The sequence below is a fragment of the Leucobacter sp. NPDC015123 genome (assembly GCF_043080205.1).
Classification (GTDB): domain Bacteria; phylum Actinomycetota; class Actinomycetes; order Actinomycetales; family Microbacteriaceae; genus Leucobacter; species Leucobacter aridicollis_A.
This window is the reverse complement of record NZ_JBIBVH010000002.1, coordinates 400,172-421,006: the sequence shown is the minus strand read 5'-3', so window position 1 is coordinate 421,006 and position 20,835 is coordinate 400,172. Positions and strand designations below refer to the sequence as shown.

The following is a 20,835-nucleotide window of genomic DNA, read 5'->3' as shown; positions in this document are numbered from 1 at the left end:
GCCGTGCTGACTCACATCGCATGGGATCTGCAGTTTCTATGCCGGTCGCCCAGCGGGTCCGGCATAGAAACTGCAGATCCCATACGCTGCGACGGAGCGCGCCACGGCCGCGAGGCGTGTGGTTGCGTTAGCCCGGAGCCCGGAGCCCGGAGCCCGGAGCCCGGAGCCCGGAGCTCGGAGCCCGCTAGTGGGGGTCGCCGATGCAGAACTCGTTGCCGTCGGGGTCGGCGAACGTGTCCCACGAGAAGTCTGACTCGCCGCGGCGCCCGAGATGGGTCGCACCTGCGGCGACCCACTCGGCGACCATCACATCGCGGTCGACGTCAGGGGTGCGGTCGAAGTCAAGGTGCATGCGGTTCTTGCCCGGGGTCGGATCCTCGACCTTCTGGAAGCCGAGCGCGACTGCAGCCTCTGGGGCGCGCACCATGCAAAACCAGCCGTCTGCATCGTGCACGATCTCGCCACCGAGACGCTCAGCCCACCATGCCGCGAGTGGTCGGGGGTCTTCGGTATCAACGGTGACCATGCCGAGTCGGATCATGTGCGCTGCTCCTTGTGGTGTGGTGGAGGCTACGGCACGCGCCGCAGCCACTCCTCGGTTGAGAACTTCTGCTCGACGAGCCGCTCAGCTGCGTCCCACTCGCCCTCAGTGACCTCGCCCATCACGCCGCCGTGGCGACGCTGGAAGACCTCAATCATGCGCTCGACGATCTCCTCGCGGGTCTTGCCGGTCTGGCTCTTCAGTGGGTCGACTCGCTTCTGCGCGCTCGCGGTGCCCTTGTCAGAGAGCTTCTCGCGTCCGATCCTAAGAACAGACGTCATCGCCGTTGGATCCATGTCATACGCCATCGTCACGTGGTGCAGGATCGCCCCCGAGCCAAGCCGCTTCTGTGCGGCCCCACCGATCTTGCCAAGCGGGCTCGTGATGTCATTGAGTGGCTTGTAAACGGCGTCGATGCCGAGCGATTTCAGTGCCTCGAGCACCCAGTCGTCGAGGTACGCGTAGGAGTCGGCGAACGACATCCCGCGCACAAGCTCGCCGGGAATGTAGAGCGCATACGTGATGCTCGCCTCGGGCTCCATGTACATGGCCCCACCGCCCGAGATACGTCGCACGAGCGTCGCGTTGTGCTCGGCAGCGGCCTCCTCGTCGACCTCGTTTTTCACCGACTGGAAGGAGCCGATGATGACTGCGGGTTCGTTCCACTCCCAGATGCGTAGCGTCGGGCCGCGAAGGCCTTCGCCGACGGCAGCTGTGAGTACCTCATCGAGGGCTGCATTGAGCATGGGAGTGACCGCCGGTTCGCGCACGATCTGCCAGTCGTAGTCGCGCCAGTGAGCGGCGCCGGTGACGCCGCGGCGGATGGCGACTCCGACCGAGTCTGGGGTGAACCCGAGCAGGTGAACCTCGCTCGGGAGCGCCTGCCTGATCGCGTTCGCGAAATCCTCGATCGTTGAGTTCGGGTTCATCCCCTCGACCGCGGCGTTGATGTCAAGGAGGGCCTCGTCGGGCTCGAGGAAGAAGTCCCCGGAGAGCCTGAAATCAACGATCTTGCCCTCGTCGACTTCGAAGTCGACGACAACGAGCTTGCCCCCGGGAACCTTGTACTCTCCGTGCATGTCACCCTCCTTGTGCCGTACAACCAAGGGTACTCCTCGGCGCTCGCGAGGGCTATGCTGGCGCGGCGTGCGGGTTACGCAGGAGTAAGGTGAAGAGAATGAACAGGAACCGTCGTGGCTGAACCGATCGCGAAGTTTCTGCTGCGGCTCGCCCCAATGATCTACGGGCCGACACTGCTGTTCGCGCTCGGGCAAGGCGCGCTGATCCCGCTCATTCCCACGATGGCGACCCGCGCCGGGGCTGACCTTGCGACCTCCGGTCTCGTCGCATCGGCGCTCGTCGTCGGGCAGCTCTGCGGAAACATCCCGGCGGGGTGGCTCGTCGCGAGGGTCGGTGAGCGTATGGCGATGGTGGTCTCAGGCTTTCTCGCGCTCGCGGGCGCGCTGATGCTCCCGTTCGCCTCGAACGTCGGCGTGCTCGCGCTCGCGATCTTTATCAATGGGTTCTGTGCCGCGGCGTTCGGGCTCGCCAGGCACTCGTTCATGGCGACGCACGTGCCGTTCCACTTCCGCGCTAGGGCGCTCGCGCTGCTCGGTGGGAGCTACCGCTTCGGCATGTTCCTCGGGCCGTTTGTCGGCGCGCTGCTGCTGGGGGCGAGCGGGCACGAGAGCGCCGTCATTTGGTTCCTCATTGCGTGCCTCGCCGCGACAGTGTTGCTCGTGTGGTTCGGCCCAGACCCGGAGCGCGAGTTCGAAGCAGGCGCGCGCGAGCCAGTCACTGGCGAGGCGACTGCCGGTGTGAGCTTGCCAGATACCCCTGGCGCAAAAGATGGGGTGTTCAGCACCATGATCAGGTTCCGCGCCGTGCTCGCCCGGCTCGGCCTCGCAGCGTCCACGCTCTCTGCGCTGCGTGCCGCCCGTCAGGTCGTGCTGCCTATCTGGGGCGTCGCGATCGGCCTTGATGCCCAGACGATCTCACTCGTTGTCGGCATCTCGGGGGCACTCGACTTCGCGCTGTTCTACGCGAGTGGCCAGGTCATGGATCGCTTCGGCAGGCTGTGGGCAGTGGTGCCGTCAATGCTCATCATGAGTGTTGCGTTTCTCACGCTCTCGCTCACAGGCGGCTTGGACTCAGCGGCGGTGTGGTTCGTTACGCTCGCCGCCGCTATCGGAGTTGCAAACGGACTCTCGAGCGGACTGCTACTCACGCTCGGTGCGGACCTTGCGCCGAAACAGAATCCCGCACCGTTTCTTGGCTCGTGGCGCACGCTCACGAGCGCGGGTGCCGCCGCAGCGCCTCTGCTGTTCTCGGGCATGGCTGCCGTCGCCCCAATCGGTGTCGCGACGGCGGCGATGGGCGTGATCGGGCTGTTCGGTACGTGGGCGTTTCTCCGCTGGATGCCACGGAAGGGCGGCAGGGGCTAGGAGTCGAGGGTGACGAGCAGCCGCGTCGCTGAGTTTTCAATGTGTGACCGCATCGCGCTTTCGGCGGCTGCCGCGTCGCCAGCGGCGATCGCTGTGACGATCTGCGCGTGCTCCTCGACGGTGTCTGGGACGTAGGTTCCGGTGTACGCGAGACGGTACGTGTGCAGGTGGCAGTGCGTGCGGTTGTATGCGGTGAGCGCTGTGGCGTTGCCTGCCGCGCGAAACACGAGGTCGTGGAGCCGCACGTCGTGCTGAGAGAGCAGGGCGTAGGCATCGTCGGTGCCAACTGCCTGTCTACCGAGGTCGATCTCGGTGACGAGCGCGTCGAGTTGCTCCTGGGTACGTCTCGCCGCCGCATGTGCGGCTGTTCCCGGTTCGAGGAGAAGTCTGAGTTCAAACATCTCTCGAAGCTGTTCGCGATTGAGGAGGTCGCTCGTGCGGTATCCCTTGAGCGCATGCTTTTCGACGAGGCCATCCGACTCAAGGCGGGCGAGCGCTTCGCGGACTGGAGTCGGGGAAACGTCGAACTGGCGGGCGAGTTCGCCAGCATTGACCCGCGTGTTGGGAGGCAAAGTGCCGTCGAGGATCGCCTGCTGCATGACGGCGTAGACCTCGTCAGCGAGCATGACCCGCGTCGAGGAACCGAGCCCTGGCAAACCATCGATTGTGGTCATTTTCACCTTCGTCTTGACAACTGATGCGTGTAGCAGAGAGTCTAGCTTGAACGAAGATCAAATACGATCTTCGAAATATGCAATAATCAATCTGCAGTTCGTCCCCGCGAACACGCAATCTGCACAGATGGAGGCTCAATGATGAGTACGAAGACGACAACCCGGTTGGGCATGGCCGCGGCGGGAGCCGCCCTGGCCCTGAGCTTGGCGGCGTGCACAACGCCGAGTGCAGGCGGTGACAATCCGGGCGAGGCGACTACCGACCTCAGTTCGGTCAAAGTCGCCCTCGTCTCAGGCGGAGCCCACCCCTACTTCAAACCCTGGGCCGATGCAGGCGCTCGGGCAGTCGCTGACTTTGGGCTCGGCGATGTCACGTTCAACGAGACTGCTGAGTGGGATCAGACGAAGCAGAACGACGTCATCAACTCATACGCTGCCAACGGCTACAACGCGTTCGGCGTCTTCGGCGTATCGCCAACAGACATCAACACAACGTTTCAGCGCCTGAGCGATGCCGGGCTCGCTGTGGCATCCATCGGCTCGTGCCCAGCAGGCGATGAGAACCTTGCGGATTTCTGCCTCTCGACTGACACCGAGCTCGCCGCATACCAGGCAGCCGTCGCAGCGATCGAGGCGATCGGTGGAGAGGGGAACCTCGTGCACATGACAGGCAACAACGTCGACTCGAACACCCAGCGCCGTATCGCCGGTGTTGAGCGTGCGGTGGCCGAGACCGGCGGCAAAGTGACGCTGATGCAGAACATCACCGACGTAGACACGGACCTTGCAACCGCGCAGAAGGCCGTCTCGGATCTCATCGCTGCGCACGGAGACGACGTCGCAGCTATTGTCTCGACTGCATACAACCCGGCAGTGGCATCTGCCGAAGCGATTGCCGAGGCAGGTCTCGACATCAGGCTTGTCGCGATCGATGACGACCGGACGATCCTCGACAGCATTCGTGAGGGCACCGTCTACGGCACCGTCGCGCAAAACCCGGAGGCTCAAGCGTATGTCGGGAGCTGGGTCCTCGGGCAGCTTGCGAGCGGTGCTTGCGAGATGCGGGAGCAGGGAGCGATCGTCGACTCCGGATCATTCGTCGTCACGAAGGACAACGTTGACAGCTATGACGCCGAGCGCACCGCGTTCGGTGAGACAGTGCTGCAGCAGTTTACGGACGAGCTGCTCACCTGCAAGTGAGCACTGTCCGCCAAGTACGAAACGGAGCCTGGGAGCCCATGAGCAGCAGAATCACCGAAGCCCGCGCATTTCTTGTCGACATCGCAGTTGAGACGGAGCGCACTGATGCGATTCAGAGTTTTGAAAAGCAAGAGACAGTCTTTGTCGAGGTCAAGACCTCGGATGGTCTGACTGGTCTTGGATACTCCTACACCATCGGGACGGGGGGTCGCGCGGTGCTGTCGATGCTGCGTGACCACCTCGTGCCGCGACTCATCGGGCTGGACGCGGACAGGATCGAAGCCGTCTGGTTTGCGCTGTACTCAGCGACACGCGCCACCACGACTGGGGCGATCACGTCGCTCGCGCTGGCTGCGGTTGATACGGCAATGTGGGATATCGGGGCGCAGCGAGCGGGGCTGCCACTCTGGCGGCTTGCCGGAGGATCACGGCGAGACGTTCCGCTCTACGACACGGAAGGCGGTTGGCTGCACCTGCCGACAGAAACGCTCGTCGAGGGCGCGCTTGCGTCGAAAGCGGCAGGCCTGTCCGGGGTGAAACTCAAAATCGGCAAGCCGACTGGATCAGAGGATCTCGAACGACTGCGTGCCGTGCGCGAGGCAGTCGGAAGCGGTTTCGACATCATGGTCGACGCGAACCAATCTATGACCGCAGCCGAAGCCATCAGGCGGGCGCGGCTGTTCGACGGGCTCGACCTTGCCTGGATTGAGGAGCCACTTCCGGCGGACGACATTGAAGGGCACCGTCGCCTTGTCGCGTCAACTGCAACTCCAATCGCGGTCGGCGAGTCGATGTACTCGGCCTCACAGTTTAGGGAGTACCTGGTGCGTGGGGCAGCGGGCATCGTTCAGGTCGATGTCGCAAGGGTCGGGGGAATCACCCCCTGGTTGAAGGTTGCGCACCTCGCCGAAACACACAACGTGGATGTGTGCCCGCACTTTCTCATGGAGCTTCACGTTAGCCTCGCGGCGGCGGTTCCAAATGGGCGGTACGTTGAGCACATTCCGCAGCTCCGAGCGATCACTCGCACGCAGATGGAGATCGTGGATGGTCGGGCGCTTGCCCCCGAGACGATCGGGCTCGGGATCGACTGGGACGAAGACGCGATCTCAGACAGGACTGTCGCATGACCGCCTCGTTGAAACGTCTCGCACGGGCAGAGCTGCATTCACCGAGGCCAGCGATCCTCGTGCTCATCGTGGCGCTCGTCGCGCTGTTTGCGTTCTTGAACCCCTCGTTTCTCAACGGACCGTTCGTGATCGCGCCTTTGCTCACCTCGATCTCGATCTTTGCGGTCGTTGGGCTCGCCCAGATGGCCGCACTGTCGATTGGGCACATGAATATCGCGGTCGGGCAGCTCGCTGGCATCGGTGCGCTTGTCGCAGGAGCCTCGTTCGACATGTTTGGAATGCCGCTCGCTGTCGGGCTGCTCCTCGGATGTGCGGCGGGTGCGGCTGTTGGCGCGATGGCTGGATGGATCATCGCACGCACGGGGGTGAACTCATTCATCGTGACGCTTGCGCTCAGCTTCAGCCTAATGGGGCTCATCCCGACGCTGTACAAAGCGTGGAGCACCGGAAACGCCTTCACGTCGAAACCCGCGGGGATCGAGGCGCTTGGCCGGGGGACCTTTGCGGATGTGTGCCTGGCAGGAGTGTGCGGATCGAACGCGGTGCCGCTTATCGTGCTTCCCGCGCTCCTTGCAGCCGCCGCAGTCTGGTGGTTCTACGCTCTCACCCGGCTCGGCCGCGAGGTACTGATGACAGGCAGCAACGATCGCGCCGCTGAACTCTCGGGAGTGCCTACCGGGCGTCGTGTCGTGCTCGTGCACGCGTTATCAGGGCTGCTCGCAGCCCTCGCCGGGTGCCTGCTTGGCGCAAGCACCGGGTCATTCACGCCTGGAATTGGCGGAGAGTTCATGCTGCCGTCCTTCCTCGGCCCAATCCTTGGCGGCACGCTGCTTGCTGGCGGAGCCGTATCGATCGTCGGAACCGTCCTAGGCATCACGCTCACCTCAGTGATTCGAAAAGGGCTCGAGCTCTTCGGGGTCGGCCTCGAGACGCTCAACGTGTTGCTCGGCGCGATCCTGATCATCGCATTGTCTACCGATCGGCTCCGCGAGCTATTGGCGAACGGACGCCGGCGCTCCAACCCTCGGACCCAAGCGCCAACGTCGGCGCGCACATCATCGGAGGTCACCCAGTGAAACGCATAGTCAGTACCAACAATCTCATGCTGATCGGCGTTGTTGTCGCAGGCGCCGCCTTTCTCGCATTTGCCACGGCGGGTCAATTCTTCGGGCCCGTATCCCTCACAAGCTTCTTCCGCTTCGTGAGTGTGCCGATCCTCATCGGCCTCGCTCAAATGGTGACCCTGTGCGTCGGACAACTCAACCTGGCGGTTGGCGCGATCGGCGGCGTCGCTGCCTGCCTGTCTGGCGTGATGATCACCGCGTGGGGAGTGCCGGCCTGGATTGGCGCGCTCTCGGCAGTGCTGACCGGAGCACTCCTTGGTCTCACGAACGGTCTGCTTGTCGTCGGAACACGAATCAATGGCTTCATTGTGACGCTCGCGATGTCCCAGATCCTCATCGGCGTGCAGTACGCGCTCGTGGGGACGAGCACTATCTCGCGCAAGGCGTGGCCTGAGGTCGCAGCGTTTGGGCGTTCTGACATTCTCGGGATCCCGAGCATCTTCGTGCTCACGGTGCTTGTCGCAATTGCTGTTGCGGTGTTCTTCAGCCAGACGGTGACTGGCAGGCAGCTGCTCGCCAGCGGAGGCAACCCCGCCGGTGCCCAGCTCGCGGGTATCTCGACTGATCGGTCGGTCATTACCGCGCACGCGCTGTCTGGCTTGCTCTGTGGAGTTGCCGCCTTTGTGAGCTTCTCGTTCTTGCCAGGGGTCAACACCACTGTCGGAGGGGACTGGATGCTTTCGAGCTTTGCGGCGCCAATCATCGGAGGCGTGGCGCTTGCGGGTGGCTCGGTGGCGGTGCTCGGAACCGTGTTTGCCGCAATGATTGTGCGACTCGTCGACTCTGCAAGCCCGATCTTCAAATTTGATGCGGCGGCGGTGAACTTCGTTGTCGGCGCGGTCGTGCTCGGCACCGTCGCGCTTGGCAGGCTGCGAGAGGCGCGCGCAGGCAAACGTGGACTTGAAATCCGAGCGAAACGCGCGGAGGCAGCACTCGTGGAGGCAGGACGATGACAGCAGCACTTGAGGTACGAAACCTCCGCAAAAGCTTTCCGGGTGTTGTTGCCATCGCCGACGCAACACTTACTGTCAAATCAGGGTCGATCCACGCGCTCATGGGCGAGAACGGGGCAGGGAAGTCGACGCTCATCAAGATCGTCACTGGCGTGCAGCCGGCCGACTCTGGCGAACTGATCCTTGGCGGCAATGCAACGACGTTCGCGACGCCGCTCGAGGCGATGGAAGCTGGCGTGGGTGTCGTCCACCAGGAACGCAATGTGATTCGTGAGTTCACCGTCGGCGAGAACATCGTGCTCTCGCATATGCCGAGTCGATTTGGTCGAATCGATTGGGGCGCCGTGTGGCGAGAAGCGGAGCGCTGCCTCGCTCTGCTGCGAGTCGAGATCGACCCCCGCACTCCTATGCGTGATCTCTCGGCAGCGCAGACTCAGCTCGTAGAAATCGCTCGAGGGTTGCATCGCCACGCGAAGGTGTTGCTGCTTGACGAGCCGACGGCTTCGTTGAGCGTCGATGAGTCCGAGCGGCTGTACACCGTTCTGCATGAGCTCGCCGCCGACGGCACCGCGATTGTGCTCGTCAGTCACAAACTCGACGAGGTATTTGCGCACTGCGATTCGGTCACGGTGCTGCGCGACGGCGCGACGGTGATGGAGTCGCGGCCAATCGCCGATACCTCACGTGACGAGGTGATTGCAAGCATGATCGGCCGCTCGTTAGCCGCCCTCGATGTGAAGCAGCGCGACATTGATCGCTCCGGCACTCCCGCGTTGGAGCTTCGCGGTGTCAGCACCACGGCGGGTCACCGTGACGTATCCCTAGAGCTGTATCGGGGCGAAGTACTCGGTATGTACGGGCTTGTGGGCGCGGGCAGAACAGAGCTCGCGCGCTCGATCGTCGGACTCGAGACGATCACAGCCGGCGAGATTCGCGTCTCGGGCACCCCGGCCCGCATCCGCTCGGTGCTGGAAGCGCTCCAGCGGCACCGAATCGGCTACGTGACCGAGAACCGCAAGGAAGAAGGGGTCTTCCTCAAGCAGTCGATTACGCGAAACATCGCGGTGACAATCTGGTCGCGCCTGTCCGGCGCGTTTGGGATCGTCTCAGGAAAACGTGAGCGTGTCGTCACTGACGCTCACGTTGCAGCACTTGATATCAAGATTTCTTCGCAGGATCAGCTTGCCGGTGAACTCTCAGGTGGCAACCAACAGAAAGTGTCGCTCTCCAAGTGGCTCGCCGCCGAAACAGAGATCCTCATCATTGACGAGCCGACAGTTGGCATCGACGTGCGGACGAAGAGCGCCTTCTATGAACTCATCTGGCGCCTGGCTGACGAGGGGATCGCGTTGCTCGTCATTTCGAGCGACCTTGCAGAGATCGTGACGCTCGCCGACCGCATTGTCGTGATGGATGAATTCATTGTGCGGGGTGAGGTCACCAACGACCACGACTACGACACGATGAGCGCCGCGGTCATGGCGCACATTCACCGAAGCGTCTGAGCTTGGTGGCTGCGGCCTCGAACGACTATTCGAGGTGTTCGAGCAGCCAGGTCGCGAGGTCTGTGTAGACCGCGTCGCGGTTCGTCTCGTTGAGGAGTTCGTGACGGGCGCCCGGGTACACCTTGAGTGCCACGTCGCGCACGCCTCGGGCGCGGTAGGCGTCGGCGAGGCGACGCAACCCGTCGGCGCGACTGAGCGGGTCGTCACTTCCAGAGACGATGAGCAGCGGGACGTCGACGGCGAGGCCGGCGCCAGGGGTGCCGAATAGCCTCAGTCCGTCGCTGACTCCGAACAGCTTCAAGACGTTCGCCTCGAAGCACAGGGGATCCGCGATGAACGCGGCGGCCGTTTCTGGGTCGCGGCTCAACCACTCGAAGCCGTTCGCCCCGTCTGCGTCCGCCCACATGGCATTGAGATTCCCGCTCTCCATGAACCGCGGCGTCCGATAGGCGCTCCCCGAGAGCACGACGGCGTCCCACTGCCGGGGCGCATCGTTGAGAATTCGCTGGGTCATGAGCGAGCCCCACGAATGACCGAACTGAGCGACTCGCAGTCCGGGGTGCTCGGACCGAATGATGCCAGTGAGCTGCCGAATGACCCCCTCTGCTGCGCGAAGGCCGCCCGGTCCGAGCTTGCCGAGAAGCGCGAGGTCGCCGTCATGCTGGCGGCGGCCGGTCTCGCCGTGACCGCGGTGGTCGTTCGCGTACACGGCAAGCCCCGCTCGCGCGAGGAAACGCGCGAAGCTGTCGTAGCGCAGGGCGTGCTCGCCAATGCCGTGTGAGATCTGCACGGCGCCGACAGGCTCAGGCTGCCGTTCGGGATCGGGCAGCCACGCGTATGCGCTGATCTCGATGCCGTGTTCATCGGTGTAGGTGAAGTCGCGGCGTCCGGGGGAGTGCTGGTCGTTCATGGCTCCATTCTTGCGCACCGGGCGCAAATATACTGTGGGAATGCGGCGATCGTTGCTCCGGGCTGCACCGCTCGTGCTTGCGGCGATGCTCATGCTGTCGGCGTGCGTGCCGAGCGAAGCTGAAGGAGATGAACTTGTGAGTCGTGTGAGCGTCACGTCCTTCGAAGTCGCGGGGCCGGGGCCCGCCCCCGACGGTGGAATCAATCGCATCGGTTCTGATCGGGTTCCGGTACGCGGCTATGAGCCCGCGGGCGACGCCGAGCCCTGGGCGACGCTTGTCTGGGCGCACGGCGGCTCGTTTATCCGGGGCACGCTCGACTGGCCAGAGGCCGACTGGGTGGCGCGCAGTTTCGCGGCGGCTGGTCTGCGAGTCATCTCTGTCGATTACGTGCTCGCGAGCGAAACAGTGAAGGCGCCAGCACCGGCGAACGACGTCGCCGCCGTCGTTGCCTGGGCTGGGGCGGAATACGGCGGCCCGCTCGTCGTCGGAGGGGCGAGCGCCGGCGCCCATCTCGCGACCCTCGCGACGCTTGCGCAGGCTGAGACGGCCCCCGAGCGCGCGGCGGCGGCCCTGCTCCTTGAGTATCCGACACTGCACCGCACGCAGCGCGTCGATCCGCAGCTTGCCGACGCCGTCGCAGCATTGCCTGAGGCGCGGCGGTTCCGCGCGGATCGCATCGCCGAGATGTACGACTTCTACCTCGGAAGTGAGGGGAGGGACGCTGGCGCCCTTGTCGCGGGTGAGCTGCCCGCAGCGAGGCTCGCGCTTCTCCCTCCCACAATCATTGTCAACGCCGACGCCGACGAGCTGCGCGCGTCTGGCGAAGAATTCGCCGATCAACTGCGGGCCGCGGGAGTTACCGTGACGGAGACGATCGAAGCCGGCACCGTGCACGGCTACCTGAATCGGCCGGAAGAATCCGCCAGCGCAAGAGAGCAGGCGGCCGCAACGATGGCGCACTTCGTGAGCGAGCTGCGGGCGACCCTGGGGCCCTAGCCGCGGCCACGATTCGGATCACGCGAGACCCGAGCAGCGGGGAAGCACACCGCGCCCCTAGACTGGGGAAATGAGCGATTTCGTTGTGTCACTGCCGACTGATCCGGGACTGCGTGAGGCGATTGGAGAGATCGACGGCGTCGACATCGTCGAATGGGACCTTGAAGGCCCGGCTCCCCGACCCCATATCGACATCATTGTGCCGCCATACTGGGGTGGCATTCGCAGGCTCGCCAACGTCGCGGAAGTCTCGACTCAGCTGATCCAGTGGCAGTCGATCGGTTACAACGGCATCGAGAAGTTCTTGCCGAGCGGCTACACGCTCGCGAACGCGACCTCGGTGCACGAGGCGGCCACGGCTGAGCTCGCTGTCGGGCTCGCGATCGCCTCACAGCGCGGGCTGCCACGATTCATTCGCGACGGGCTTGAGGGCAAGTGGGAGCTGCAGACCTTCCCGAGCCTCGCAGATCGCAACGTGCTCATCGTGGGCTACGGCGGTGTTGGCAAGGCGATCGAAGCCCGACTCGCTGGCTTTGAGACGAAGATCACACGGCTCGCGCGGTCCGCACGTGACGAGCAAAACCTTGCTGGGGAGACCGTGCACGTTCACGGCCTCGACGAGTTGCACACACTCCTGCCACAGACGGAGGTGCTGATCCTGGGTCTGCCGCTCAGCGACGAGACACGAGGGCTGTTCGACGCCGCCGCTCTCGCGGCGCTGCCCGATGACGCGCTCATCGTGAACGTCGGCCGTGGGCCCCTCGTCGTGACTGACGATCTCGTCGCAGAACTCACCAAGGGACGCCTTCGAGCTGCGCTTGACGTCACCGACCCTGAGCCACTCCCGGACGACCACCCGCTGTGGTCACTACCGAACGCCCTCATCACGCCGCACGCGGGAGGGGATTCGACCGCGATGATGCCTCGCATGGTCTCCCTGATCTCAAGGCAGATCTCAAAGCTTCGTGCCGGGGAACGCCCCGAGAACATCGTTTTGGGTGGCTGACAGGCACTGAATCGCTTTTCCGGTGCAGCCCCACGTCGCCGACAGTCTCGACCGTGGGGCTGCACCTGCATTCCGGCTACGGTACGAGGGGCGCTCCGGCAGGCACGTCAGGGAAAGCGTGATGCCCAGTCGAACTCACACGTCGAGGGCTAGGATGGAGGGGTCCGTGCGCGCCTGTCGGCGCCCGACACGAACCAAGATCCCCGTCTGCCCCTTGGAGTGAATACACACATGGCTGAACAGTCCCGCCTCGATAAGGTCATCTCTCTCGCCCGCCACCGCGGCTTCGTTTTCCAAGCAGGTGAGATCTACGGTGGGTCGCGCTCAGCGTGGGACTATGGTCCGCTAGGAACCGCTCTCAAAGAGAACATCAAGCGCCAGTGGTGGAAGGCGATGGTTCAGCGTCGCGACGACGTCGTCGGCATCGACTCGAGCGTCATCCTTCCGAAGCGCGTCTGGGAAGCATCGGGTCACGTCGAGGTCTTCAGCGATCCGCTCGTCGAGTGCCTGAACTGCCACAAGCGTTACCGCGAGGATCACCTCATCGAGGAGTTCGAGGAGAAGAAGGGCCGCGAACCCAAAGACGGCCTCTCTGAGATCGTCTGTGTCGCCTGCGGCACGCGCGGCCAGTTCACTGAGCCCCGCGCATTCTCGGGCCTGCTGAAGACGTACCTCGGGCCTGTTGATGACGAGGCGGGGCTGCACTACCTTCGCCCCGAGACCGCGCAGGGTATCTTCGTGAACTTCGCGAACGTGCTGCAGTCTGCGCGAATGAAGCCCCCCTTCGGCATCGGCCAGATCGGCAAGAGCTTCCGCAACGAGATCACCCCCGGAAACTTCATTTTCCGAACCCGCGAGTTCGAGCAGATGGAGATGGAGTTCTTCGTCGAGCCTGGCACTGATGACGAGTGGCAGGAGTACTGGATGAACGAGCGGATGAACTGGTACGTCGACCTCGGCATCGATGCCGAGAACCTGCGCTTCTACGACCACCCGAAAGAAAAGCTGTCGCACTACTCGAAGCGCACTGCTGACATCGAGTACCGCTTCGGCTTCCAGGGCAGCGAGTGGGGCGAGCTCGAAGGCATCGCAAACCGCACGAACTTCGACCTCACCACGCACTCGGAGCACTCGGGCAAGGACCTCAGCTTCTTTGACCAGACGAAGAACGAGCGCTACACCCCGTACGTGATCGAGCCTGCCGCAGGCCTCACACGCTCGCTCATGGCCTTCCTCGTTGACGCCTACCGCGAAGAGGAGGTGCCGAACGCGAAGGGTGGCACCGACACCCGCACGATGCTTGCACTCGATCCGCGCCTCGCGCCCGTGAAGGCTGCCGTGCTGCCCCTCAGCCGCAACGAGAAGTTGTCGCCGCTCGCGCGGGAGATCGCACAGGATCTTCGCGAGGACTGGAACATCGACTTCGACGATTCGGGGGCGATCGGTCGCCGCTACCGTCGCCAGGACGAGATCGGTACTCCGTTCTGCGTCACTGTCGACTTCGACTCGCTCGACGACGACGCTGTGACCGTGCGCGAGCGCGACACCATGCAGCAGGAGCGCGTGCCCCGCGCCGAGCTCCACGCCTACCTCGCAGAGCGTCTTCGCGGCGCGTAACAGGGATAACCATGACGCAACCCCCACCGATCGACGGTCACACGCCAAGCACCGGAGGGGCTGAGCCCCAGGGTGAGTCGACGCCAGTCCCGGCGCCGACTCACCCTGACGTTCACGTGCCGCACCCTCAATACGCGCCGTACCCGCAACAGGGGCAGTACCCGCAGGCCGGTACTCCTGCGGTCTCCCCACAGTGGGCGTGGGCGCAACAGCAGCCGCAGTTTGTTGAGGTTGAGACCGAGCCGCTTGAGTACCACCGGCTCTATCGCGGCGCCCCGCGCTACGCCTGGTGGAAACCGCTGGTCGTGCTTGTCCTTGCAGCAAGCATCTACTTTGCGATGAACATCGCGTACTCGCTCGCGCTGATGCCACTGCTTCTTGCATTCGACCCCGACTACGTGAACGATGCGCTCTTCATGCAGATCGCGCCGATCCTTGACACGCAGCACCCACTGTCGATCCTGCTGAACCTCGGCACCGTCGCGCTCATGATCCCGGCTGTGCTGCTCGCGATGCTTGCGCTTGGGGTCAGGCCCGTCGGCAGGGTGTGGTCTGTTGCCGGGCGGATCCGGTGGGGGCTCCTGTGGCGCACGACTGCCGCCGCGGTGCTCGGCGTGATCGTGATGAACGGCGTCGGAATCCTGTTTGGACTTGCGATTGAGAGCTTTGTCGCCAACCCGACGGCTGAGCCTATCGCCGCCGAGGCGCCAGAGTTTAACGCGACGGCTGCACTGATCTCGTTCGCCCTCGTGTTGCTCCTTGTGCCGTTCCAGGCCGCGGCCGAGGAAGTCGTCTTCAGGGGGCTTTTCCTGCAGGTACTCGGTTCATGGATGCGATCGCCGTGGCTCGCAATTGGGCTCTCAACGTTCGCCTTCGCTGCGATGCACATCTACGACATCTGGGGCCTACTGGCAGTTGGTCTGATGGGTCTGACTGCCGCCTGGCTGACGTGGAAGACTGGCGGCCTCGAGGCCGCCATCGCGATTCACATCATCAACAATATTGCGGCGTTTGGCTTCATGTCGGCGGGTCTGAGCGGCAGCACTGGGCAGGTCGAGAGCTCGGGCGGCATCGAATCAGTCATCGGCGAGATCGCGGGCCTCGCCCTGTTCGCCTGGCTCGTCGTGCGCATCTTCAAGAAGCACGGCTACGGTCGCGAGCGGATTGACCGTGTCTGGCGCGCGGCGCCGGTCGCGAATGGTGGGGCGGGCGCCGCGTGAGTCGGGTGCTCCTGCTCGGCGGCGGCATCTCAGCATTTGCCGCCGCGCTCGACCTCGCCGAGGTCGGCGTCACGGTAGTGATTGTCGACCCGGTAGTCAGGCTGCCCGAGATCCCGGTGCGGCACGCCGGCGGCGAGGTTTCTGCGTTGCTCGACGAGGTCGCTGCGCCACTCGCTGCAGATGGAGCAGCGAATCCTGAGGCAGCGCCGCGACTGATCGAGGCCGCCAACGTGATGCTTCGCACGCGTGGAGGGGGCTGGGCCGCGAGCCCGGCGCGCTCAGTCTGGGGAATACCCCCGGTGCCTCTCGCGAAGGCGTGCATGGCGCTGCTTGGCACTGGCGGCGCGTTGCGGGCATATCTCGACAGGCTGAAGCCTGTCCTCACCATCGGCAAGGAGCACAACTTCGGTGCGCTTGTTGACTCGCGTCTCGGGAGCAATGCGCGCGAGATTCTCGTGGAGCCATTCGTCGTTGAGGGGTTCGGGGTGCAGTCGCACCGGTCCGAGCCGGCACTCGTCGAGCCTGGCCTCAACGAGGCGCTCACCCGGGCAGGATCGCTCAGCGGCGCTGCCGAACTCCAGTTCGACGAGCACACTTCACGTGAACAGATCGTTGAGCCTCATGGCGGCTGGCCACGGTTCGGGGAACTCCTTGTTGAGCGACTCCGGCTGTTTGGAGCGGAGCACTTTGCTGGCGAGGTGGCGGCCTGTGTGCGCGAATCAGACGGTCGATGGGCCGTCACTGACGATAGCGGCACGACTCAGCGGTTCGATGCGGTGATCGGTGAGCTCGACGCTGTCGAGGCAACTGCTTCGGACGGTGCTCAGGAGGCCGCTGTCGCGTGGCCACGTGATGAGCAGATCGTCACTGACGCCCCCCGCACCTCCCTGCACTCTCTCCTCGCGGAAGCCCGGCCAACGAAGACACGTCAATATGCCGAAACCCGCATTCAGGGGCTTCCATCCGGGGTCGCTGCGGGAACGGACGCCCTGGCGGTGATCGTTTCGGCTGCCGGCGACCCCTGGGCAGCCCGACTGACCTCCGACGCTGACGGAGATGCAGTGCTGCGGCTCACCGGACCAGCCGAGCCTCTGGGTACCAACGGACAGGCCCCTGTCGCGGAGGCTGTCGCGAAGCTTGGCGTGCAATTGATGCCTGAGGCGACCGTGCCGCACACAACGCTTGCAGCTCCGTTCGCTACTGATGCGGAGCGGGATGCACGTCGCGAGGCGCGCGAGGCAGTGAGTCGAGAGTATCCCACCCTGCTCCTCGCAGGTGAGGATATCCACGGGGGCTCACTTGGTGCCGCTCTCGCCGAACTCAGGCCTGCGGCAGTGCGCCTGCGGAGGAAGCTGACAGGTATCGCTGAATAACGCCTGTGGTCTTTGAGATGCTCGCAGCGTAGGCTGTATATCTCGAAACAGGAATGTATTTGGTCCCGGCGGTGAAGAGTAGGCTGGGGACACGACGCTCGGGAGGCAGTGCATGAGAGGCAAAGTAGGTTTCGTTATCGGAGCCGCAGTCGGATACGTGTTGGGCACCCGCGCTGGTCGCGCCCGCTACGAGCAGATCAAGCGCGGAGCGATTGCGGTCTGGGAGACGCCGCTCGTGCAACAGGGCGTGACAGCAGTGAAGGGTTCGGTCAACGACCAAGTCCAGGGCGTCAAGGCCGCCGCATCGCGCGCAGCGAAGTCTGCGTTCGTCGCGGCTACCCAGCCAAATCGCGACGCGCCTTCACCAGAGTCGCGGGGGCCCCGGGCAGTTGACGCCCAGGGGGAGACGCCGGCATGAGTCGCAAACGCGATGAGGCCGGGACGTTTGAGCTCCTTGCGCGCCTGCCGCAGCAGATAGTCTCGCTCGCCAAGATTGAGTACAACAACGCGAAGCAGGAAGCGATTGGCGCCGCGAAGAAGGCGGGAATCGGTGCGGCTGGTGTTGCTGTGGCGCTGTTCTTCATCTTCTTCATGCTGCAGGCACTCGTGATTGCGGCGATTGCGGCGCTCGCGCTCGTCTGGCCGTGGTGGCTCGCCGCGCTTGTGGTGGCAGCCGGGCTGTTGTTGCTCGCGGCCGCAGCGCTCTTTGCCGGGTTCAAGCTCATCCAGCGGGGAAACCCGGTTCCCGAGCAGACACTTGATCGTGTCGGAAACGACGTGGCGGCGCTCTCCGACGTGCGCTTCAACGCCGACGCGAAGCCGGGGCACACAACTGACACCGCCTACGGTGCGAATCCCCAGGGAGGCCAGCGATGAATCCGCAGGAACGCAGGCAACTCGGCATCGCGGAGGCCGACGCAGCCCGCGCCGAGCTCTACGACACGCTGGGGCAGCTCAGTGACAGGTTGAACTACGCAAAGCGCATCGACGATGCGACCGAGCGAGTCAGTCTGCGCGTTCGCGAAGAACGGAGGGAGCGGCCGCTCGTATTCGTTGCTGGAGTTGTTGCGGTTGCGGCCACAGCTGGAGTTATTGTGTGGGCGATAGCGAAGCGAGCGGGGCGCAATTTCAGGTCGTAGCCGCCGCCAGGGGCGGGTCGAATGTTACCGGCCCGCGCGAATGCGTGCGTAACAGCTCGGTTGCAATCGGCTGGATCAGGCCCTCGGTTTTGCGTCTTGCCCGGCGCAGAGCGAGAATAGGTGAACACACGACTCTGCCGGGGTCGTGTTTTTAAGAAGTCGCCATTGCGCGATTCTTGTTCGTTTCGAGTGATGTGGGGTGTATGTCGGATCAGGCTAAGCTGCTCGGCGGCCTCCGTGTGCTTGTTCCACGCGGTGGGATCTGGGGTGACCTTGTCTCGCAGGCGCTGCGTGATCGTGGCGCTCAGACGGTTATCGCCCCGCTCGTGGACTTCTCGCATACGAGCGAAGAAGACAAGCTTGTCGAGGCTCTGAAGGACCTCGAAGCCGGTGAATTTGATTGGATGACGGCGACGAGTGCGACGGTCGCTGACGTGCTCAAGCACCACAGTGCGGTGTTCCATGAGCGGACGAAAGTCGCCATCGTTGGAGAGGCAACTGCCGTCGCCTTCCGTGAGGCCGGTTATCCCGTCACGCTCACACCAGACGAAGACAACAACACAACGTTTCAGCTGCTGAAGGAATGGACTGAGATCGACTCGGGCGAGGTGTTGCGCGTGCTCACCCTCCGGTCAGACGTTGCGACGCCGGTGCTCACCACTGGGCTCATCGAGCGTGGCCACGACGTCACTCAGGTTCTCGCATTCCGCACCATCGGGGTCCCGGCTTCGGTGCACATCCGCGAAGATATCGACTCGGGGCGCATCAACGCGATCCTCGTCGCCTCCGCGAAGATCGCTGAGGAAGTGCGCAAGCAGTTCCCGCAGCTTCCTGCAGACACGCTCGTTGTCTGCGTCGGCGAGAGTACCGTCGCTGCCGCTGCGGAGCTTGAACTCGCGGGCGCTCGTGGAGATCGCCAGGCAGAGATCGATGCGATCATCGAAGCCGTTGAGTCTGCAATCGACCACAGCGACATGCTGGACTAGCGATGGCTCGGGTTGAGGTTCACGCAGACCGGGTCATCATCCGGCTGACTGCCGCTGAGAAGACAGTTGCTCTGCGTAGGCGCGATGTCGTGCTCGACCGCGCTGCGATCCGCTCGGCAGTGATCACTGAGGATCCCTGGGTGTGGATCCGCGGAATCCGCTCGCCCGGCGCGGGACTTCCACGCGGCCTGGCGTACGGGACCTGGCGCACGCGCGGAGGTAGGGATTTTCTGCTTGCCCGGAGGGGACGCGAGGCAGTCGTGATCGATCTCGACGTGCCTGAGGGGGCCGACGAGAACCGTGGCTGGGTCGGAGAGTTTGATACCTTCTCGCGTGTCATAATTTCGACGGTGCACGCGGCCGACCTCGTGCGGGCGCTGCGGCTCGACGGCGAGGCCTACGAGGCCGAAACCACCGAGTAGGTGGCCCCGGCCTCTAGCGCCGTGTGAAGCGGCGTGAGCGTGTTAGTCGTTCACGATGATGAGATCATCGACCTCTAGGCGCGAACGCGGCGCGAGTTCGCGCTCCTTGAGGGGCTCTGCGAGCTGCTCGGGCAGCCCGAGCTTGCCGATCGTCATGACCGAAACCGCGTGCAGGTCGTCACCGAGGCCGAACACCTCGCTGATCTTCGCGGCATCAAAGCCACCCATCTGGTGCACATAGAGACCCTCGCTGTGCGCCTGCACCGAGAGGTGCGCGACTGCCTGACCGAGGTCGTACTCGGCCCAACGCTGCGGTTCGCCAGCCTCATTCTTGACAACAGCAAGGTTCACAACGAGGGCAGATGCCGCGCCGGCCCACGCTGAGTTGAACCCTGCGAGGGTGGCCTCGATCTTGGCGAAGGACTCGGTGCCGCGGCGAGCAACGATGAATCGCCAGGGCTGAGAGTTGTTCGCGCTTGGCGACCAACGAGCGGCCTCGAATGCGCTCAACAGTGCGTTCTCGGGTAGCGAGTGGTCGCTATCGAACGCGCGAGGGCTCCAACGCTCCGTGAGGGTGCTCAGAATCGGTGCGCTTGTAGTTGCGTGCTTCGCAGACATGAATCTCCTGGGTGAAACGAATCGCGGGGGTATTCCCTCGCCAGATTGAATGAACGCCCAAGGCGTTAGCTGTATTCCGCCTTCGCGAAGTTCAGTGCCTGCTTGGCCTCGTCGGCAATGATCGCCGAGAGCTTGTCGAGGACGGGCGATCTGAGGTTCCACCGCTGCCAGTACAGCGGGAGGTCGAGAGGCTCGTCTGGTGCGAGCTCAACGAGCGCTCCCGTCGCGAGCTGCGGGGCGCACTGGAGGCGCGGCAGCATGCCCCACCCCATACCGAGTTCGACGGCGGTCGCAAACTCGGCGGAGGAAGGCACGTAGTGGCGCGGAGGCGCGATTTCGACGTGACCGAGGTTCGAGAGGAACCGCTGTTGGAACATGTCGTGCCTGTCGAACTCCACCATCGGTGCGCGCTCGAGCGCGGCTTTGGTGAGGCCATTCGGAAGGTGAGCTGCAATAAACCCGGGCGAAGCGACCGCGTAATACCTATCGACGCCGATGAGCTCAGAGACGCACCCGGGCACCGCTTCAGCCGTCGACGTGAGCGCAGCCATGACCTCGCCGCTTCGGAGCTTCTCGGTCGAGACGGTTTCGTCTGCCCGCAGCACCTCGAAGCGCGCCCCAGTAGCCGCGGCTGCCCTGGCGAGCGCTGGGACGAACCAGGTCGCGAGCGAATCTGCGTTGATGACGAGCTTGACGAGCGACCCTCGGGTGCTGCTCTCGTCGAGCTCCGTTGCTGCGTCGTCGATGACCCGGGAGACCTGGCGTGCTGCCCGAAGCAGGGTTGCCCCAGCGGCTGTCGTGGTGACGGGTCGTGTGCGTAGGAGCAGGACGGTGCCAACCCGCTCCTCCATGCTGCGAACCCGTTGGCTCACCGCTGAGGGTGAAACGTGCAGCGCCCGCGCCGCGCCCTCGAGAGAGCCCTCGTCGATGACGGCTGCGAGGGTGCGGAGGTGTTCGATCGGAAGGTCCACACCCC

Annotated in this window: 22 protein-coding genes; 16 read left to right on the top strand and 6 right to left on the bottom strand. The window is 64.1% G+C overall.

Features of this window, described 5'->3' with window-relative positions; genetic code table 11:
• Positions 1 to 184: 184 nt before the first annotated feature.
• Together ACF07D_RS05710 and ACF07D_RS05705 are read right to left on the bottom strand one after the other, a co-directional pair.
• Positions 185 to 541, bottom strand: coding sequence for a VOC family protein (locus tag ACF07D_RS05710; protein WP_119282707.1), 357 nt, complete (start codon positions 539 to 541; stop codon positions 185 to 187).
• Between the two features lie 29 nt (positions 542 to 570).
• Positions 571 to 1,620: a lipoate--protein ligase family protein gene (locus tag ACF07D_RS05705; protein WP_391504230.1), complete on the bottom strand. Its 1,050-nt coding sequence runs from the start codon at positions 1,618 to 1,620 to the stop codon at positions 571 to 573.
• Between the two features lie 156 nt (positions 1,621 to 1,776).
• Between ACF07D_RS05705 and ACF07D_RS05700 the strand changes: the two genes are divergently transcribed.
• Positions 1,777 to 2,985: an MFS transporter gene (locus tag ACF07D_RS05700; protein ID WP_391504357.1), complete on the top strand. Its 1,209-nt coding sequence runs from the start codon at positions 1,777 to 1,779 to the stop codon at positions 2,983 to 2,985.
• Here ACF07D_RS05700 and ACF07D_RS05695 read toward each other — a convergent pair.
• Entirely contained in the window at positions 2,982 to 3,659 is a 678-nt protein-coding gene (locus ACF07D_RS05695) for a GntR family transcriptional regulator (protein WP_391504229.1), read from the bottom strand. The two genes, ACF07D_RS05700 and ACF07D_RS05695, sit on opposite strands and share 4 nt — an antisense overlap.
• A gap of 138 nt (positions 3,660 to 3,797) precedes the next feature.
• Between ACF07D_RS05695 and ACF07D_RS05690 the strand changes: the two genes are divergently transcribed.
• The 5 genes from ACF07D_RS05690 to ACF07D_RS05670 are packed head-to-tail and all read left to right on the top strand — an operon-like array spanning position 3,798 to position 9,571.
• Entirely contained in the window at positions 3,798 to 4,859 is a 1,062-nt protein-coding gene (locus tag ACF07D_RS05690) for a sugar ABC transporter substrate-binding protein (protein ID WP_391504228.1), read from the top strand.
• A 38-nt stretch (positions 4,860 to 4,897) separates the two neighbouring features.
• Positions 4,898 to 5,989, top strand: coding sequence for a mandelate racemase/muconate lactonizing enzyme family protein (locus ACF07D_RS05685; protein ID WP_391504227.1), 1,092 nt, complete (start codon positions 4,898 to 4,900; stop codon positions 5,987 to 5,989).
• Positions 5,986 to 7,065: an ABC transporter permease gene (locus tag ACF07D_RS05680; protein WP_391504226.1), complete on the top strand. Its 1,080-nt coding sequence runs from the start codon at positions 5,986 to 5,988 to the stop codon at positions 7,063 to 7,065. The genes ACF07D_RS05685 and ACF07D_RS05680 overlap by 4 nt, the downstream gene beginning before the upstream one ends.
• A gap of 26 nt (positions 7,066 to 7,091) precedes the next feature.
• Positions 7,092 to 8,066, top strand: coding sequence for an ABC transporter permease (locus ACF07D_RS05675; protein WP_391504225.1), 975 nt, complete (start codon positions 7,092 to 7,094; stop codon positions 8,064 to 8,066).
• A complete protein-coding gene (locus tag ACF07D_RS05670; protein ID WP_391504224.1) occupies positions 8,063 to 9,571 on the top strand; it encodes a sugar ABC transporter ATP-binding protein in 1,509 nt (502 codons plus the stop codon). Before ACF07D_RS05675 ends, ACF07D_RS05670 begins: the two co-directional genes overlap by 4 nt.
• Positions 9,572 to 9,596: 25 nt before the next feature.
• Here ACF07D_RS05670 and ACF07D_RS05665 read toward each other — a convergent pair whose 3' ends face one another.
• The gene (locus ACF07D_RS05665; RefSeq protein ID WP_119282716.1) at positions 9,597 to 10,481 is read right to left on the bottom strand and encodes an alpha/beta hydrolase; all 885 of its coding nucleotides are present in this window, start codon (positions 10,479 to 10,481) and stop codon (positions 9,597 to 9,599) included.
• A gap of 40 nt (positions 10,482 to 10,521) precedes the next feature.
• On the opposite strand from ACF07D_RS05665, the gene ACF07D_RS05660 reads away from it, so the two are divergent.
• From ACF07D_RS05660 to ACF07D_RS05615, 10 genes are all read left to right on the top strand, one after another.
• Positions 10,522 to 11,478 (top strand): alpha/beta hydrolase, encoded by a 957-nt coding sequence (locus ACF07D_RS05660; protein ID WP_255808478.1) that lies wholly within the window; start codon positions 10,522 to 10,524, stop codon positions 11,476 to 11,478.
• A gap of 70 nt (positions 11,479 to 11,548) precedes the next feature.
• On the top strand, positions 11,549 to 12,484 hold the full coding sequence (locus ACF07D_RS05655; RefSeq protein WP_391504223.1) for a 2-hydroxyacid dehydrogenase: 936 nt from the start codon (positions 11,549 to 11,551) through the stop codon (positions 12,482 to 12,484).
• 231 nt (positions 12,485 to 12,715) lie between these two features.
• On the top strand, positions 12,716 to 14,101 hold the full coding sequence (locus tag ACF07D_RS05650; RefSeq protein WP_391504222.1) for a glycine--tRNA ligase: 1,386 nt from the start codon (positions 12,716 to 12,718) through the stop codon (positions 14,099 to 14,101).
• An 11-nt stretch (positions 14,102 to 14,112) separates the two neighbouring features.
• Positions 14,113 to 15,321 carry a CPBP family intramembrane glutamic endopeptidase gene (locus ACF07D_RS05645; protein WP_391504221.1) on the top strand — a complete coding sequence of 403 codons (1,209 nt, stop codon included), beginning with the start codon at positions 14,113 to 14,115 and terminating at the stop codon, positions 15,319 to 15,321.
• Entirely contained in the window at positions 15,318 to 16,694 is a 1,377-nt protein-coding gene (locus ACF07D_RS05640) for a hypothetical protein (protein WP_391504220.1), read from the top strand. The genes ACF07D_RS05645 and ACF07D_RS05640 overlap by 4 nt, the downstream gene beginning before the upstream one ends.
• Before the next feature lie 112 nt (positions 16,695 to 16,806).
• Positions 16,807 to 17,112, top strand: coding sequence for a YtxH domain-containing protein (locus ACF07D_RS05635; protein WP_391504219.1), 306 nt, complete (start codon positions 16,807 to 16,809; stop codon positions 17,110 to 17,112).
• Positions 17,109 to 17,570, top strand: a complete 462-nt coding sequence (locus ACF07D_RS05630) for a phage holin family protein (RefSeq protein WP_119282722.1) — start codon at positions 17,109 to 17,111, stop codon at positions 17,568 to 17,570. The genes ACF07D_RS05635 and ACF07D_RS05630 overlap by 4 nt, the downstream gene beginning before the upstream one ends.
• Complete coding sequence (locus tag ACF07D_RS05625) at positions 17,567 to 17,833, top strand: DUF3618 domain-containing protein (RefSeq protein ID WP_119282723.1); 267 nt, start codon at positions 17,567 to 17,569, stop codon at positions 17,831 to 17,833. The genes ACF07D_RS05630 and ACF07D_RS05625 overlap by 4 nt, the downstream gene beginning before the upstream one ends.
• Positions 17,834 to 18,036: 203 nt before the next feature.
• On the top strand, positions 18,037 to 18,819 hold the full coding sequence (locus ACF07D_RS05620) for a uroporphyrinogen-III synthase (protein ID WP_119282724.1): 783 nt from the start codon (positions 18,037 to 18,039) through the stop codon (positions 18,817 to 18,819).
• 2 nt (positions 18,820 to 18,821) lie between these two features.
• On the top strand, positions 18,822 to 19,241 hold the full coding sequence (locus ACF07D_RS05615) for a hypothetical protein (protein ID WP_119282725.1): 420 nt from the start codon (positions 18,822 to 18,824) through the stop codon (positions 19,239 to 19,241).
• A 42-nt stretch (positions 19,242 to 19,283) separates the two neighbouring features.
• On the opposite strand, the gene ACF07D_RS05610 is transcribed toward ACF07D_RS05615, so the two are convergent.
• The gene (locus ACF07D_RS05610) at positions 19,284 to 19,859 is read right to left on the bottom strand and encodes a nitroreductase family protein (RefSeq protein ID WP_119282726.1); all 576 of its coding nucleotides are present in this window, start codon (positions 19,857 to 19,859) and stop codon (positions 19,284 to 19,286) included.
• A 65-nt stretch (positions 19,860 to 19,924) separates the two neighbouring features.
• Positions 19,925 to 20,830 carry a LysR family transcriptional regulator ArgP gene (locus tag ACF07D_RS05605; protein WP_391504218.1) on the bottom strand — a complete coding sequence of 302 codons (906 nt, stop codon included), beginning with the start codon at positions 20,828 to 20,830 and terminating at the stop codon, positions 19,925 to 19,927.
• Positions 20,831 to 20,835: the final 5 nt, after the last annotated feature.